The organism is Paenibacillus sp. BSR1-1, assembly GCF_030403775.1.
In the GTDB taxonomy this organism is placed as follows: domain Bacteria; phylum Bacillota; class Bacilli; order Bacillales; family Cytobacillaceae; genus Neobacillus.
Genome location: NZ_JAQMWQ010000032.1, coordinates 1 through 13,716 on the forward strand (window position 1 = coordinate 1; position 13,716 = coordinate 13,716).

11 protein-coding genes, 10 tRNA genes and 1 rRNA gene are annotated in these 13,716 nt (G+C 41.1%); 20 read left to right on the forward strand and 2 right to left on the reverse strand.

The genetic code is table 11. The features are described 5' to 3' along the window. The 12 genes from rrf to rocF all read left to right on the forward strand — a co-directional run. Positions 1–85, forward strand: a 5S ribosomal RNA gene (gene rrf / locus PH210_RS27180); the annotation flags it as partial. 14 nt (positions 86–99) lie between these two features. Further along, positions 100–174, forward strand: a tRNA-Asn gene (locus PH210_RS27185). Positions 175–202: 28 nt separating this feature from the next. Continuing rightward, positions 203–275: transfer RNA gene (locus PH210_RS27190), tRNA-Thr, on the forward strand. 20 nt (positions 276–295) lie between these two features. After that, positions 296–370 (forward strand) — tRNA-Glu (locus PH210_RS27195). Between the two features lie 39 nt (positions 371–409). After that, positions 410–485, forward strand: a tRNA-Val gene (locus PH210_RS27200). 22 nt (positions 486–507) lie between these two features. Beyond that, positions 508–580: transfer RNA gene (locus PH210_RS27205), tRNA-Thr, on the forward strand. A gap of 22 nt (positions 581–602) precedes the next feature. Then, positions 603–687: transfer RNA gene (locus tag PH210_RS27210), tRNA-Tyr, on the forward strand. A 48-nt stretch (positions 688–735) separates the two neighbouring features. Then, positions 736–810 (forward strand) — tRNA-Gln (locus tag PH210_RS27215). 2 nt (positions 811–812) lie between these two features. After that, positions 813–885: transfer RNA gene (locus PH210_RS27220), tRNA-Lys, on the forward strand. A gap of 54 nt (positions 886–939) precedes the next feature. Further along, positions 940–1,014, forward strand: a tRNA-Gly gene (locus PH210_RS27225). A gap of 8 nt (positions 1,015–1,022) precedes the next feature. Beyond that, positions 1,023–1,098: transfer RNA gene (locus PH210_RS27230), tRNA-Ala, on the forward strand. Positions 1,099–1,503: 405 nt separating this feature from the next. Then, the gene (gene rocF / locus PH210_RS27235) at positions 1,504–2,403 is read left to right on the forward strand and encodes an arginase (protein WP_289989470.1); all 900 of its coding nucleotides are present in this window, start codon (positions 1,504–1,506) and stop codon (positions 2,401–2,403) included. Positions 2,404–2,441: 38 nt separating this feature from the next. Here rocF and PH210_RS27240 read toward each other — a convergent pair whose 3' ends face one another. After that, positions 2,442–2,603, reverse strand: a complete 162-nt coding sequence (locus PH210_RS27240) for an aspartyl-phosphate phosphatase Spo0E family protein (RefSeq protein WP_289989471.1) — start codon at positions 2,601–2,603, stop codon at positions 2,442–2,444. 190 nt (positions 2,604–2,793) lie between these two features. Here PH210_RS27240 and sigW point away from each other — a divergent pair, with 190 nt between their 5' ends. The 8 genes from sigW to PH210_RS27280 all read left to right on the forward strand — a co-directional run bounded on the left by sigW (position 2,794) and on the right by PH210_RS27280 (position 11,472). After that, entirely contained in the window at positions 2,794–3,357 is a 564-nt protein-coding gene (gene sigW / locus PH210_RS27245; RefSeq protein WP_289989472.1) for an RNA polymerase sigma factor SigW, read from the forward strand. A gap of 19 nt (positions 3,358–3,376) precedes the next feature. Continuing rightward, positions 3,377–4,000: an anti-sigma factor family protein gene (locus PH210_RS27250; protein WP_289989473.1), complete on the forward strand. Its 624-nt coding sequence runs from the start codon at positions 3,377–3,379 to the stop codon at positions 3,998–4,000. Between the two features lie 136 nt (positions 4,001–4,136). Continuing rightward, positions 4,137–4,964 carry a diadenylate cyclase CdaA gene (gene cdaA, locus PH210_RS27255; protein ID WP_289989474.1) on the forward strand — a complete coding sequence of 276 codons (828 nt, stop codon included), beginning with the start codon at positions 4,137–4,139 and terminating at the stop codon, positions 4,962–4,964. After that, entirely contained in the window at positions 4,957–6,180 is a 1,224-nt protein-coding gene (locus PH210_RS27260) for a CdaR family protein (protein ID WP_289989475.1), read from the forward strand. Before cdaA ends, PH210_RS27260 begins: the two co-directional genes overlap by 8 nt. Positions 6,181–6,217: 37 nt before the next feature. Continuing rightward, positions 6,218–7,567, forward strand: a complete 1,350-nt coding sequence (gene glmM, locus PH210_RS27265; RefSeq protein ID WP_289989476.1) for a phosphoglucosamine mutase — start codon at positions 6,218–6,220, stop codon at positions 7,565–7,567. A 481-nt stretch (positions 7,568–8,048) separates the two neighbouring features. Next, positions 8,049–9,851, forward strand: coding sequence for a glutamine--fructose-6-phosphate transaminase (isomerizing) (gene glmS / locus PH210_RS27270; RefSeq protein WP_289989477.1), 1,803 nt, complete (start codon positions 8,049–8,051; stop codon positions 9,849–9,851). Positions 9,852–9,973: 122 nt separating this feature from the next. Continuing rightward, positions 9,974–10,705: a hypothetical protein gene (locus PH210_RS27275; RefSeq protein WP_289989478.1), complete on the forward strand. Its 732-nt coding sequence runs from the start codon at positions 9,974–9,976 to the stop codon at positions 10,703–10,705. A gap of 2 nt (positions 10,706–10,707) precedes the next feature. Next, complete coding sequence (locus tag PH210_RS27280; RefSeq protein WP_289989481.1) at positions 10,708–11,472, forward strand: hypothetical protein; 765 nt, start codon at positions 10,708–10,710, stop codon at positions 11,470–11,472. 65 nt (positions 11,473–11,537) lie between these two features. Here PH210_RS27280 and PH210_RS27285 read toward each other — a convergent pair whose 3' ends face one another. Continuing rightward, on the reverse strand, positions 11,538–13,646 hold the full coding sequence (locus PH210_RS27285; RefSeq protein ID WP_289989483.1) for an MMPL family transporter: 2,109 nt from the start codon (positions 13,644–13,646) through the stop codon (positions 11,538–11,540). Positions 13,647–13,716 lie beyond the last annotated feature (70 nt).

The window sequence follows — 13,716 nt, forward strand, 5'->3', positions numbered from 1 at the left end:
TCCCATACCGAACACGGAAGTTAAGCTTCTCAGCGCCGATGGTAGTTGGGGCACGCGCCCCTGTGAGAGTAGGACGTTGCCAGGCTGTTATATTATTGTTCCGCAGTAGCTCAGTGGTAGAGCTATCGGCTGTTAACCGATCGGTCGTAGGTTCGAGTCCTACCTGCGGAGCCATTTTCATTTCATCGAGAATATCAGCTATGCTTCCATAGCTCAGTAGGTAGAGCACTTCCATGGTAAGGAAGAGGTCAGCGGTTCGAGCCCGCTTGGAAGCTTACCTATCTTTAAATTGTATGGCCCCTTGGTCAAGCGGTTAAGACACCGCCCTTTCACGGCGGTAACACGGGTTCGAATCCCGTAGGGGTCACCATAGTTATTTCGTAATAACGGAAATAACTATCATAAATTCGGAGGATTAGCTCAGCTGGGAGAGCATCTGCCTTACAAGCAGAGGGTCGGCGGTTCGATCCCGTCATCCTCCACCATAATTTTTTTATGTAAACCTATGCCGGGGTAGCTCAATTGGTAGAGCAACTGACTTGTAATCAGTAGGTTGGGGGTTCAAGTCCTCTCGCCGGCACTTTCTTTTTTTAATTTAATATGGAGGGGTAGCGAAGTGGCTAAACGCGGCGGACTGTAAATCCGCTCCCTCCGGGTTCGGCGGTTCGAATCCGTCCCCCTCCACCATTATATTTTAAAAAAAGTTGGTCATACTATATATTATTACATCATTATTGGGCTATAGCCAAGCGGTAAGGCATCGCACTTTGACTGCGACATGCGTTGGTTCAAATCCAGCTAGCCCAGCCAGAGAGCCATTAGCTCAGTTGGTAGAGCATCTGACTTTTAATCAGAGGGTCGAAGGTTCGAGTCCTTCATGGCTCATTCTTATATTTAAACCCTGGATTTCCAATTTCTTGGGTTTTTAATTATGAAAATGCGGAAGTAGTTCAGTGGTAGAACACCACCTTGCCAAGGTGGGGGTCGCGGGTTCGAATCCCGTCTTCCGCTCCATAGTTAATGGGGTCTTAGCTCAGCTGGGAGAGCGCCTGCTTTGCACGCAGGAGGTCAGGGGTTCGATCCCCCTAGACTCCACCATCACACTACATATAAAATTTATGCCTTGAATCGTACTGATTCTAGGCTTTTTTTATGGAATAAATTATATAGGTCTATGAAGGACAAAATCGGCCGACGTTACTGGTCAAATGTCCTTCATCGAGTTTATGAAGGACAAAACCCATGAAGAAAGCTAATGAAATGTCCTTCATCAGGTTTATGAAGGACAAAACACGCTAAGAAAGCTAGTGAAATGTCTTTCATCAGGTTTATGAAGGACAAAACCCGTCAAGAAAACTAGATGAATGTCCCTCATCGCGTCCATACACTCCCAAATTCCACAAGGAAGCTACTACGTATATATATACATAATTTTGTCGAGTTGAGTCATCCCACTGAAAGCGGTTAAAATAGTACATATAAAAGGGTAGGAGGAATTTGAAGATGAGTAAAAAACTTTCAATTATTGGGATGCCGATGGACTTAGGACAAATGCGCCGAGGTGTAGATATGGGTCCAAGTGCAATTCGTTATGCTGGCATTAATGAAAGACTTAAGCCGCTATTTGATGATATCCACGATCTTGGAGACATTCCGATCGGCAGACCAGAAGTCGTTGTCGATAAAGAATCAAATCTGCGCAATCTTGATCTTGTTGCAGAAAAAACATCCATGCTGGCAGAAAAAGTAGATGAGGCAATCCAATCCGGTTCATTCCCACTCGTACTAGGCGGTGACCACAGCATTGCAATTGGAACCTTAGCGGGGGTAGCAAAGCACTATAAAAACCTAGGTGTCATTTGGTATGATGCCCATGGTGACTTAAATACAGCAGATACAAGCCCGTCAGGAAACATACACGGCATGCCTTTAGCTGCGAGTATTGGATTAGGGCATCCGAAATTAACGGAACTGGGCGGTTACTTCCCGAAGGTTAAACCTGAAAACGTAGTCATTATCGGAGCAAGATCCCTGGATGAAGGGGAAAGAATCCTTATAAAAGAAAAAGGAATTAAAGTCTACACAATGCATGAAATCGACCGCCTAGGAATGGCGCACATCATGGAAGAAACGATTGCCTACTTGAAAGAAAGAACAGATGGCGTTCATCTTTCATTAGACTTGGATGGGTTAGATCCAAGTGAATGTCCGGGAGTAGGAACACCGGTTATGGGGGGTATCAGCTACCGTGAAAGCCACTTGGCTATGGAAATGCTCGAAGAGGCAAAGATTATAACCTCTGCAGAATTTGTGGAAGTAAACCCTATTTTAGACGAAAAAAATAAAACTGCACAAATTGCTGTTGGTCTAATGGGCTCATTATTCGGAGAAAAATTACTATAAAAAATAAAGGCAGCTGCTCCGGGCTCGGTGCAGCTGCTTTATTTTTCCACAATCGATGAATATTCATTTAGTAGAGAGTCCAGCCTCCGACTAGCCTCAATTACTTCGTGATGGGCAAATGAGTTTACAGACGCAAGTCGAACCATATCCATCCGGCAGCGTTCAATCTCCGCTAATAGTCCTTCCAGTCGGGCACGCATGCAAAACATGACCTCTTTTCAATATATTATTACTTTTATCCCCAGCAGGAAAATCTTTAAACTAGTATTTGAGCCTTTTTGGTAAATTTTTGTTAATATTATAGGTATGGAGAAGTTTTTTCGTGAAAAGCGAAACTTTTTTGCTAACGATTCGTATGAACGTATAGCGTATTGGAGCTGAGAAACGTTAATGGAAGCTATTGTAAAAAAGAGAATAAAACAAGTGATAAAAGGCGATCAGGATGCATTTGGGGAGATCGTTGAAATTTATAAAAACAGTGTCTATCAGCTGTGTTTCCGAATGCTTGGAAATAAACATGAAGCTGAGGATGTGGCACAGGAGGCGTTTATTCGTGCCTATGTGAATATAAAGTCTTTTAATCAAGATTTGAAATTTTCCACCTGGCTATTTCGGATTGCCACCAATTTATGTATCGATCGAATGCGCAAAAAGAAACCTGATTATTACTTAGATGCAGAAGTGGCTGGAACAGAAGGGTTAACCATGTATTCCCAGATTCCTTCCAATACTCCACTGCCAGAAAAAGAACTGGAAAGCTTAGAGTTGCAGGAAACTGTACAGAAGGAAATATTAAAGCTGCCAGAGAAATATCGGTCTGCGATCGTTTTGAAATATGTAGAAGAATTATCATTAAATGAAATTAGTGAAATTCTTGATCTTCCTCTAGGGACAGTTAAAACAAGAATTCACCGAGGCCGGGAAGCTTTAAGACAACAATTACGTTATGTTTGATAAGAGGTGAAACAAAAAAATGTGTCCAGAACATATCATCGATCTCATGCACGAGTATTTAGACGAGGAAATTGACCAAGAAAATGAACGGATCTTAAGAGAGCACATTCAAAGCTGTAAAGAGTGTGAGGCAATATTTAATGAACTAAAAAAGACAGTAGCCTTCGTTAAAAGTATATCAAATATGCAGGCACCAGCTGATTTTACAGCCAATGTCCTAGCGCGACTGCCTAAAGAGAAAAAGAAGGTTTGGATTGGGCGCTGGCTGAGAAACCATCCAATGCTAGCTGCAGCTTCATTATTCCTTATTTTAATGGTGGGAAGCCTATTTTCCACCTGGAATCAGGACCGGGAATTCTCAGTATCAAAGCAAAAAAACCTGGTGGTTAAAAATAACACTGTCATTGTCCCTAAAGGCGAGGTCGTCAAAGGCGATGTGATTGTTCGGAATGGGACCTTGAAAATTGAAGGGGAAGTGCAGGGAGACGTTACCGTTATAAATGGTGAAAAATACCTGGCATCCGCCGGTCATGTGACAGGACAAATTGATGAAGTAAACGAAGTGTTCGATTGGATTTGGTATCATATGAAAAGAACGGTTCAGGAGACCATCGAAATCTTTGACCATTCTGAAACCGAATAAAAAAACAAATCACTCGATTATGAGTGATTTGTTTTTTTAAAGAGATACATATAATAAGTACAAGCTTGATTTATGCTATAATAATGTAGTTGTATTCCAATATATACGTTTTTAAGAAAATTACGGAGGAAAAACAATGCCGTTTGCCGATTTTACTATATGGAAGTATTTAGCTAGTATTGTTGATATTCTCCTCGTATGGTATGTCATATACAAACTGATTAACATTATAAGAGGAACCAAAGCGGTTCAGTTGCTGAAAGGAATTTTTGTCATTCTTCTTGTAAAAGTAGTCAGTGATTTTTTTGGCTTATCAACTTTAAGCTGGATGATGCAGCAAGTCATAACATACGGGTTTCTTGCGATTATTATTATTTTTCAGCCAGAACTCCGCAGAGCACTTGAGCAATTGGGAAGGGGGAAATTTTTCTCAAGAAGCTCAAGTCCCGATGATGACGATCAGGAAAAAGCTGTTCAGGCAATCATTAAGGCAACTGACTACATGGCCAAGCGCCGAATTGGGGCTTTAATTTCGATTGAAAGAGAAACAGGTATGGGTGATTACATAGAAACAGGTATTCAGCTAAATTCTAAGATTTCTTCTGAACTCTTGATTAACATCTTCATTCCAAATACACCGCTCCATGATGGGGCCGTTATCATCCAACGAAATAATGTTGCCGCAGCGGCATGCTATCTTCCTTTATCGGAAAGTCCTTTTATTTCAAAGGAGCTTGGTACGCGGCACCGGGCAGCATTAGGAATCAGTGAGGTAACCGATAGTATTACCGTCGTTGTTTCAGAAGAGACGGGCAGCATCTCACTGACGAAAAATGGTGAACTTCATCGTGACTTAAAGGCAGAAGAATTTAAGGAACTCCTCACGAGTGAATTGATGATAACGAACAAGACTAAACAAGCTTCTTCAGCTCGTTGGAACTGGAGGGGGAAAAATAATGGATAAACTGATGGATAATCGCTGGTTTATCAAAATTCTCGCATTACTTTTAGCCGTTTTGCTTTACTCAACTGTATCGAACAAAGAAAATAAATTAACAGTTAACGTTCCAAGCCAATCGACTTCTGCGACGATTAAAGATATGCCCGTAAATGTCTACTATGATACCGAGAATTTAGTGGTTTCGGGGATTCCAAACACGGTGGCTATCACAATTAAAGGGCCAATTACCCACGTCCAATCTACAAAGGCCTTAAAAAACTTTGAAGTGTATGTGGATTTGACAGAAGCTAAGATAGGGAAACAAAAAGTAAAACTTAAAGTAAAAGATTTATCTGATAAACTAAAGGCAACTATTAATCCAGCTACTGTCACAGTGAATGTTCAAGAAAAGATCACCAAGGAATTCAAAGTGGAAGCTGAATTTAATGCAAGTCAAGTGGAGGAAGGTTATTCAGCCGGACAGCCGGTTGTCGAACCAAACAAAGTAAAAATCACCGGTGCAAAAAGCGTGATTGATCGAATTGCCTTTGTCAAAGCAACACTAGAGGAAAAGTCTAAACTGAAAGAGACGATTACCAAAGAGGCCCACGTACAAGTTCTTGACAAAGACTTGAATAAATTGGATGCAGTGGTCGCGCCAGAAACCGTAAAAGTGACGATACCAATAAAAAATAATAGTAAAACTGTTCCAATTAGTATTATCAAAAAAGGAACGCCACAGGATGGTATTACGATTGATTCCATTGATCTGGATGTAAAAGAAGCAACGATTATTGGACCGGAAGATATCCTAAAACAGACCGAAAATGTCCGCGTAGAAGTGGATGTCAGTAAAATTACCGAAAACACTACCCTTAATTTGCCGGTGATTATTTCAAATGGGATCACGAAGGTGACACCGCAAATGGTCAAGGCAACGGTCTTGGTGAAAAAGGAAGAGGAAAAGACCGTTTCAGGAATACCGTTAAAAATCCAAGGATTATCAGATTCCTACATAGCGGAGATTAATGACCCTGCCAATAAGATCATCAATCTAATCGTTAATGGACCAAGCTCAATGGTAGATGGATTAAGGCCTGAGGACTTCAACGTATATATTGATTTATCCAATCTGGATGAAGGAAGCCATGAAGTGGATATCCACGTGGATGGCCCCGCCAATGTAAACTGGAAGCCTAGTAAAGAGACTGCAAAAATTACAATTACGAAAAATGCCTAATACTTAGCAATAATTGTTGAAGGAGCGATTTTTTAAAATGGGAAAATATTTTGGTACCGATGGGGTACGCGGAGTAGCAAATAGTGAATTGACACCGGAATTAGCCTTTAAATTAGGACGATTTGGCGGATATGTTTTAACAAAGGATAAAGATCGTCCAAAGGTTTTAATTGGCCGTGATACCCGTATTTCAGGGCACATGCTTGAGGGAGCCCTTGTGGCAGGCTTGCTGTCCATTGGAGCGGAGGTCATGCGTCTTGGCGTGATTTCTACTCCGGGAGTAGCTTATTTAACGAAAGCTTTAGGAGCACAGGCTGGGGTCATGATTTCAGCTTCTCATAATCCAGTTGCCGATAATGGAATTAAATTTTTCGGTCCTGATGGTTTTAAGCTTTCTGATGACCAAGAATTAGAAATTGAAAAGCTTATTGATATGCCGGGCGATCAGCTGCCAAGACCTGTAGGTGGTGATTTGGGCTTGGTCATGGATTATTTTGAAGGAGGACAAAAGTACCTTCAATACTTAAAGAATTCCGTGGATGAAGATTTCTCCGGTATTCATATTGCACTGGACTGTGCAAACGGTGCGACATCTTCTTTAGCGACACACTTGTTTGCTGATCTGGATGCAGATTTGTCTACGATGGGGGCTGCACCAAACGGATTAAATATTAATGCCGGAGTCGGCTCAACACACCCTGAAGCACTCGCAGCCTTAGTGAAGGAAAAAGGGGCCGATGTAGGTCTTTCCTTTGATGGTGACGGAGACCGGTTGATTGCGATTGATGAAAAGGGAGAAATCGTCGATGGCGACCAAATCATGTACATTTGCGGCAAATATCTGAAAGAACAGGGACGCCTAAAGCATGGAACAATTGTATCCACCGTGATGAGTAATCTTGGCTTTTATAAAGCGCTTGAAACTCATGGCATTCATAGCGTTCCGACCGCTGTTGGCGACCGTTATGTAGTCGAAGAAATGAAGAAGAGCGGATTTAATCTTGGCGGGGAACAATCAGGCCACATTATTTTCTTGGACTATAACACAACCGGCGATGGTTTATTATCAGGACTGCAATTAGTGAATATCATGAAAGCAACTGGGAAGCCATTATCAGAGCTGGCTGGTGAAATGAAGAAATTCCCGCAAAAGCTTGTAAACGTTAGAGTGACAGACAAACATCATGTGACCGATAATGTAAAGGTTAAAGAGATCATTGAACAAGTTGAAAAAGAGATGTCTGGAAATGGAAGAATTCTTGTTCGGCCTTCCGGAACAGAACCATTAGTCCGCGTTATGGCGGAGGCACCGACAAGGGAGCTTTGCGAATCGTATGTTGATCGCATTGTCACAGTTGTAAAAGATGAAATGGAACTAAAAGAATAGATGAATCGTCTAATATGCATAAGGGAACTCTCCAAGTCCCTTATGCATATTTTATTATGTATGGTGTTATAGGAAATGGAAAAAACTATATATTTTATGTTATTAGTTGACGGGTTGCCTCTAATCATGTAGTATTAACTTGCTTTGTTTATTCAAAGCTTTTTTTACCATATCTTAAAAAAGAAAGGTGGGCAGAAGGCTAAACTATTTTAATAAAGCGCCTGGACTAATCTAGAGACGTTGATTAGTTGACGAGGAGGAGGTTTATCGAAACTTCGGCGGATACCTCCCGGCTGTGACGCAGGGCCGAAATTTCTTCTTTAAAACACATAGGCAACTTTGTGCACAAAGAGAAGGAAATGCGCATACTAAAAGTAATGTTTAAAAGGGTATAGACAGATACCCGACCAAAACAGAGATAAGGGGGCAAGGTGGGCCTCCAAAGCGTTCTTGCCCCCTGTATCAGGGAGGATAAAGAAAAATGTGTGGAATTGTTGGTTATATTGGAAATAATGACTCGAAAGAGATTTTACTAAAAGGTTTAGAAAAGCTTGAATATAGAGGATACGACTCAGCGGGTATTGCTGTAAAAAATGAGAACGGGATTCATGTTTTTAAAGAAAAGGGCCGAATTGCTGATTTGCGTGCGATTGTCGATGAGAACGTTTTGGCTAAAATCGGTATCGGACATACTCGCTGGGCTACCCACGGGGTTCCAAGCAAGGTGAATTCCCACCCGCATCAAAGCACATCTGGACGTTTTACACTAGTGCATAACGGTGTAATCGAGAACTATGATCTTTTAAAGCGTAAATATCTAACAGATGTTACATTCGTCAGTGAAACAGATACTGAAGTTATTGTTCAGTTGGTTGAACGTTTTGCGAGTGAAGGCTTAGAGGTTTTAGAAGCATTCCGCAAAACCTTGACTTTATTACATGGATCTTACGCTTTAGCCCTTTTAGATGCTGAAGATAATGAAACCATCTATGTAGCAAAAAATAAAAGCCCTCTATTGGTTGGTCTAGGCAGCGGCTTCAATGTTGTAGCAAGTGATGCCATGGCGATGCTGCAAGTAACGGATCAATATTTGGAATTAATGGATAAAGAAATTGTTATTGTTACAAAGGATGACGTGACGATTCAAAACCTTAATGGTGAAGTTATTAACCGTGCACCATATAAGGCTGAACTAGATGCCAGCGATATTGAAAAAGGCACCTACCCTCATTACATGCTAAAAGAAATTGATGAGCAGCCGCTTGTGATGCGTAAAATTATTCAAACGTATCAAAATGATCAAGGTGAATTAACGATTGACCAAAAAATCGTAGATGCCTTGAATGCAGCTGACCGCCTTTATATTATTGCGGCAGGTACTTCTTATCATGCAGGTCTTGTTGGAAAGCAGTTCATTGAAAAAATGGCGAAAATCCCTGTTGAGGTTCATATCTCCAGCGAAATTGGCTATAACATGCCGCTGCTTTCTGAAAAACCATTATTTATCTTCATTTCGCAAAGCGGTGAAACTGCTGACAGCCGTGCCGTTCTTGTCAATGTCAAAGAAATGGGTTACCCTGCGTTAACTATTACCAATGTTCCTGGTTCTACGCTTTCTCGTGAAGCAGACTATACATTGCTGCTGCATGCAGGTCCTGAAATTGCTGTTGCATCCACAAAGGCATATACAGCGCAATTAGCTGTCCTTGCGATTATGGCTGAAGTAACAGCGAAAAGCCGCGGTTTAGAAATTGGCTTTGACTTGATTCATGAACTTGGTTTGGTTGCAAATGCTATGGAAGTACTTTGTGACTCTAAAGAATTACTTGAAGTAATCACAAGAGAATTCTTATCTGTAACACGCAATGCCTTCTTTATCGGCCGCGGAATCGACTTTTACGTTGGCTTAGAAGGTGCGTTGAAACTGAAAGAAATTTCTTATATTCAAGCAGAAGGATTTGCCGGCGGTGAATTAAAGCACGGTACAATCGCTTTAATCGAAGAAGGTACTCCAGTAATTGCTCTTGCTACTCAAGAAAGTGTGAATTTAAGCATCCGCGGTAATGTGAAGGAAGTTGTAGCCCGCGGTGCCAACCCATGCATCATCTCGATGAAGGGATTAAATATGGACGAAGACAGCTTCGTTATTCCAGAAGTAAATGAATTATTAACACCACTTATCTCTGTCATACCATTACAAATACTTGCCTACTACGCAGCTCTGCACCGCGATTGCGACGTCGATAAACCGCGTAATCTTGCAAAGTCAGTAACGGTTGAGTAATTTGTTCGTAAGAATCGGGAAACGTACACTATGTGCGTTTTCCCGGTTCTTTTTTATTTTGTTAAAACATAAAAAAGGAATATGGAAATTAATGGTGAATTATGTAAATTAGGAGGTGGACAATGACCATAAATTATAATTTTGCTTTTTCGTTTCAACTTATTCCTATTATTACACTTATTTTAGCATGGTGTGTTATTGCCATTTTTGCCTATCGAATGATGAAAAAACAGCAGGTGAAACCAAAGGCCTGGAAAGCTCTCGTTTGTGTGCTGGTCGGTCTTTTTTCTTTTTCGATTAATTTTCCGTCGTTATGGGATACGCCGATTAAGATATCCATCCTGCCGCTTGGTGTTTGGATTTTGTATTCCTTTCTAAAAAGAAAGGAAGGGCGCTGGGTGACCTATAGGCGTTTCGCGTGGCTCGGTTTTTGGGCTAATTTTATTTTTCTAGCGGCTGCCCTAATTGCAGTCCTCCTTCAAAATGTCACATATCCTAAAGATGAACTGTCTACCTATATGTCTAACGTTGAGAATGCGAAGATCAGGAGTATCCATCCCTCTGGGAAAACACGCACTTTAGATACAGATATGCTATTAAAACAAATACATAATATGAGTCGAGAAAAAGTTCAGGGTAATCAATGGTATTATGAAAAGGAATTCCGTGATGAGAAATCTACCAAAAGGAATGAACGGTTCCCCTATCAGCTTTTCGGAACAACGTCAAAATGGGGAAGCGGCCTGCACCCGATTATTTACCTAGAAGCCGATGGAAAAGGAATATTAGTATCAGCGCCTCAAAAACAGCTATATTTTCGCTCCAATGAGCCATTGCTGAAAGGAGAGGAATAAACATGCTGAACAAGAGATTCGTCCTTATTGGTTTAGTAGGTGTTTTCATTATATTAACGGCAGCAGCCTGGTTTTATTGGGTTAATTTTTCCAAACCAGCCTCCTTTCCCGCTAATGAGCAATTGATAGAGAGAATGAATAAGGTTTTTCCAACAGCGGCTGTTAAGAGCATCCAGGATCATGTTCAAGTTGATGAGAGGCATGTGTTCGTCCCGTTTGTTTCAGAAGAGGGCCGGTACGGAGTAAGTTATTGGGAGTGGAAGAAGAATAAATGGAAGTTGCTTCATATTGATAATGCCGGGGTGCCGCGCCTTTGGAAGATTAATAGTAATGACCCTTCAACATTTTACATCGTGTGGAATTCCCATCCTGATGACAAAGTGAGCTATATGAAATTATATTTTATTCGTGACAGAGGATTTCAAGGTCATGATGGAATTGAAACCTATATCCCCAAAATTCAGCTCGAGAAAAAGGTAACCCTAACGGATAAGTCCTATGGCGTATTACCCATGCCGGCTGATTGGTCAGCAATCATGAAATCCTTGCAGCAAGCAGGAAACCCAAATATTTCTGATAGACTTTTTGATAGTGTGTTCCCAAATATTAATAATTTGCATTTTGGGTTTATTCCATTTGATCAATCAAACCAGGAGGCAGTCATCATGAACTCTGTAAATGGCAGCAGCTTCACCAATGGCGATATAAATCTCGATTATATAAGTATTTTGAGCAAATCTGAAATTGAAGAACCGTTAGAACAATAATAAGGACATAAGAAACGAGCTTGTTTAGGAGAATCAAACAAGCTCGTTTTTTTGATGTCGTGAATCTAATTACTCTCGCTAGTCGTTTTGTCCTTCTCTAATAAAACAATTAGACCTGGTAATAAAATCCCCCTAATTAAGAAGGTATCCAGCAAAATACCCACGGCGACAATGAAGCCAAAAATAAACAGTAGTTGGATGGGCTGTGTCATTAAAACAGCAAAGGTTGCAGCGAGAATTATTCCTGCAGAGGAAATGACCCCTCCTGTGTTCGCAACAGCAATTTCGACTGCTTTTTTGACGGAATGCTTGGCTCGTTCTTCTTGGAACCTTGAAATAAGCATAATATTGTAATCAATTCCGAGCGCTACCAAGAAAACAAAAGCATAAAGAGGAACGCGGTTACTGATTGTGTCGATACCGAAGAAAAGGTTGCTTAAAAACATTCCCAATCCCAATGCAGCAAAGAACGAGATTAATATCGTCCCCATCATGTAAATCGGCATTTTTACTGACCGCGTTAACACGATTAACATTGCAAAAATTAGAATCGTTTCCATTAAAACGATGATAAGCACATCCCTATTATTAGAAGAACGGTCATCAACTTTTACAGCGGTTTCCCCTGCAAAATAAAGCTTCCCATTAAGGTGACTGTCTGTAACGATTTGTTTTTCATGGCTTATGATTTTCTCTAAGGCATCCAAGGTCCGTGAAGAATATGGATTTCCTTGAAACGTTAGACTATATTGAATAACTGTTTTGTCTTCGGCAGTTCCAGATAATCGGACATTACTAACACTTGGCTGCTCGGCAAGTGCACTGCGTAATGTTTCCTGTTCCTCCGCAGTGATTGATTTTGATGATTCAAACACGACGGTCGTAGGGGCAAGTTCGCCCCTTTCAAATTTCTCAGCTAAGATCTCATAGCCCTGGCGGGAGGGCATATCCTTAGGGAACGATTTCATCGTATCGAACTCATACTTCAGATTAAATAGATTACTTGCAGATAACAGCAGCAAAAGACCGATTACGAGAACGGAAAGTCCGGGCTTCCTTACAACGAAGCGGCCGGTTGTACCCCAAAGAAAATGTTTCTTGGCTGATTGACCCCCAACACGAGGAATTTTAGGCCAGAAGGACTTCCTGCCGAAAAGGGTAAATAAAGCTGGAACAAGTGTAACGGATGCGATCATAATTACCACCATGGTGGTGGCAAAGGTTGGGGCAAAGCTTTTAATGTCTCCCAATTGAGCAAAAAACAATACAAGCATCGCGGCTAAAACAGTTCCCCCAGAAAAGAAGACCGGCATTCCAGTTTCTCTCATCGCCTCTTTCATGGCATCAAACTTGCTTTCATGACGGGTGAGCTCTTCCCGATAGCGGGAAAACACGAATAAGGAATAATCAATCATCGCAGCAAATAACAAAATTGACATAATGGAAATGGTTTGATTGCTCAAAGCTAGGCCCGCTTTACCCATTAACCCAAGTACCTGCATGACCACTTCATAGACAAAAACGGCAGCTAGGAGTGGAATCAAAGCCAATAACGGTGAACGATAAATCACAATCAATAAAATAAGGATTAATCCTACTGTTGATAAAATCAGGACAACATCTGCACGCGAAAAAAGATCGAGAGAATCTGTGGCAATTCCTGCTGGTCCGGTAACATACAGCTTAAAATTCGATGAATCAGCGGCGACTTTCTTGATTAGTTCTAAAGACTTTTTTATATCTTTTGTTTCTAGAGAAGAATCCAAGGTTAAAGGGATAATCGCGGTCGTCTTATCGTCTGAAAAAAAACTAGCTGCGGCTTGTGGTGGCAGGGCTGCTAACGGAATGATCTTGGTAATTCCGTTAATATTTTCTTTTTCAATTTTAGCTAAAACCTCTGCAAGCTGGGTGGACTCTATCTGTCCATCTCCAGATTGGAAGACTAATATGGCAGGGGTTCCTTCATTATTCGGAAAATACTGATCCATCTTTTTTTGTGCAATGGCAGATTGGGCGTCCTCGGGGAGGGAATCGATTCTCGATACCTCGTAATCCTTTGCATTTGGAGCAAACACAGCCAAAACAATGGTTATGATGAGCCAGGCTGCAAGGGTGGTCCACATTCCTTTTTTGGTTGAAACATAATCGGTAATAGCTTGTAAGAGCAATTTCATGTTTTTGCCGTTACCCCCTTCTTTTTATTAGGTTTAAAGTGACACAACTGTCACTTTAATGAAAAAATAA

Bases quoted from the DNA above. Each gene is read 5' to 3' on its own strand.
- glmM (WP_289989476.1), top strand. From the start codon at position 6,218: ATGGGAAAATATTTTGGTACCGATGGGGTACGCGGAGTAGCAAATAGT.
- PH210_RS27280 (WP_289989481.1), top strand. From the start codon at position 10,708: ATGCTGAACAAGAGATTCGTCCTTATTGGTTTAGTAGGTGTTTTCATT.
- sigW (WP_289989472.1), top strand. From the start codon at position 2,794: ATGGAAGCTATTGTAAAAAAGAGAATAAAACAAGTGATAAAAGGCGAT.
- PH210_RS27285 (WP_289989483.1), bottom strand. From the start codon at position 13,646: ATGAAATTGCTCTTACAAGCTATTACCGATTATGTTTCAACCAAAAAA.
- PH210_RS27250 (WP_289989473.1), top strand. From the start codon at position 3,377: ATGTGTCCAGAACATATCATCGATCTCATGCACGAGTATTTAGACGAG.
- PH210_RS27275 (WP_289989478.1), top strand. From the start codon at position 9,974: ATGACCATAAATTATAATTTTGCTTTTTCGTTTCAACTTATTCCTATT.
- PH210_RS27240 (WP_289989471.1), bottom strand. From the start codon at position 2,603: ATGCGTGCCCGACTGGAAGGACTATTAGCGGAGATTGAACGCTGCCGG.
- cdaA (WP_289989474.1), top strand. From the start codon at position 4,137: ATGCCGTTTGCCGATTTTACTATATGGAAGTATTTAGCTAGTATTGTT.
- glmS (WP_289989477.1), top strand. From the start codon at position 8,049: ATGTGTGGAATTGTTGGTTATATTGGAAATAATGACTCGAAAGAGATT.
- rocF (WP_289989470.1), top strand. From the start codon at position 1,504: ATGAGTAAAAAACTTTCAATTATTGGGATGCCGATGGACTTAGGACAA.
- PH210_RS27260 (WP_289989475.1), top strand. From the start codon at position 4,957: ATGGATAAACTGATGGATAATCGCTGGTTTATCAAAATTCTCGCATTA.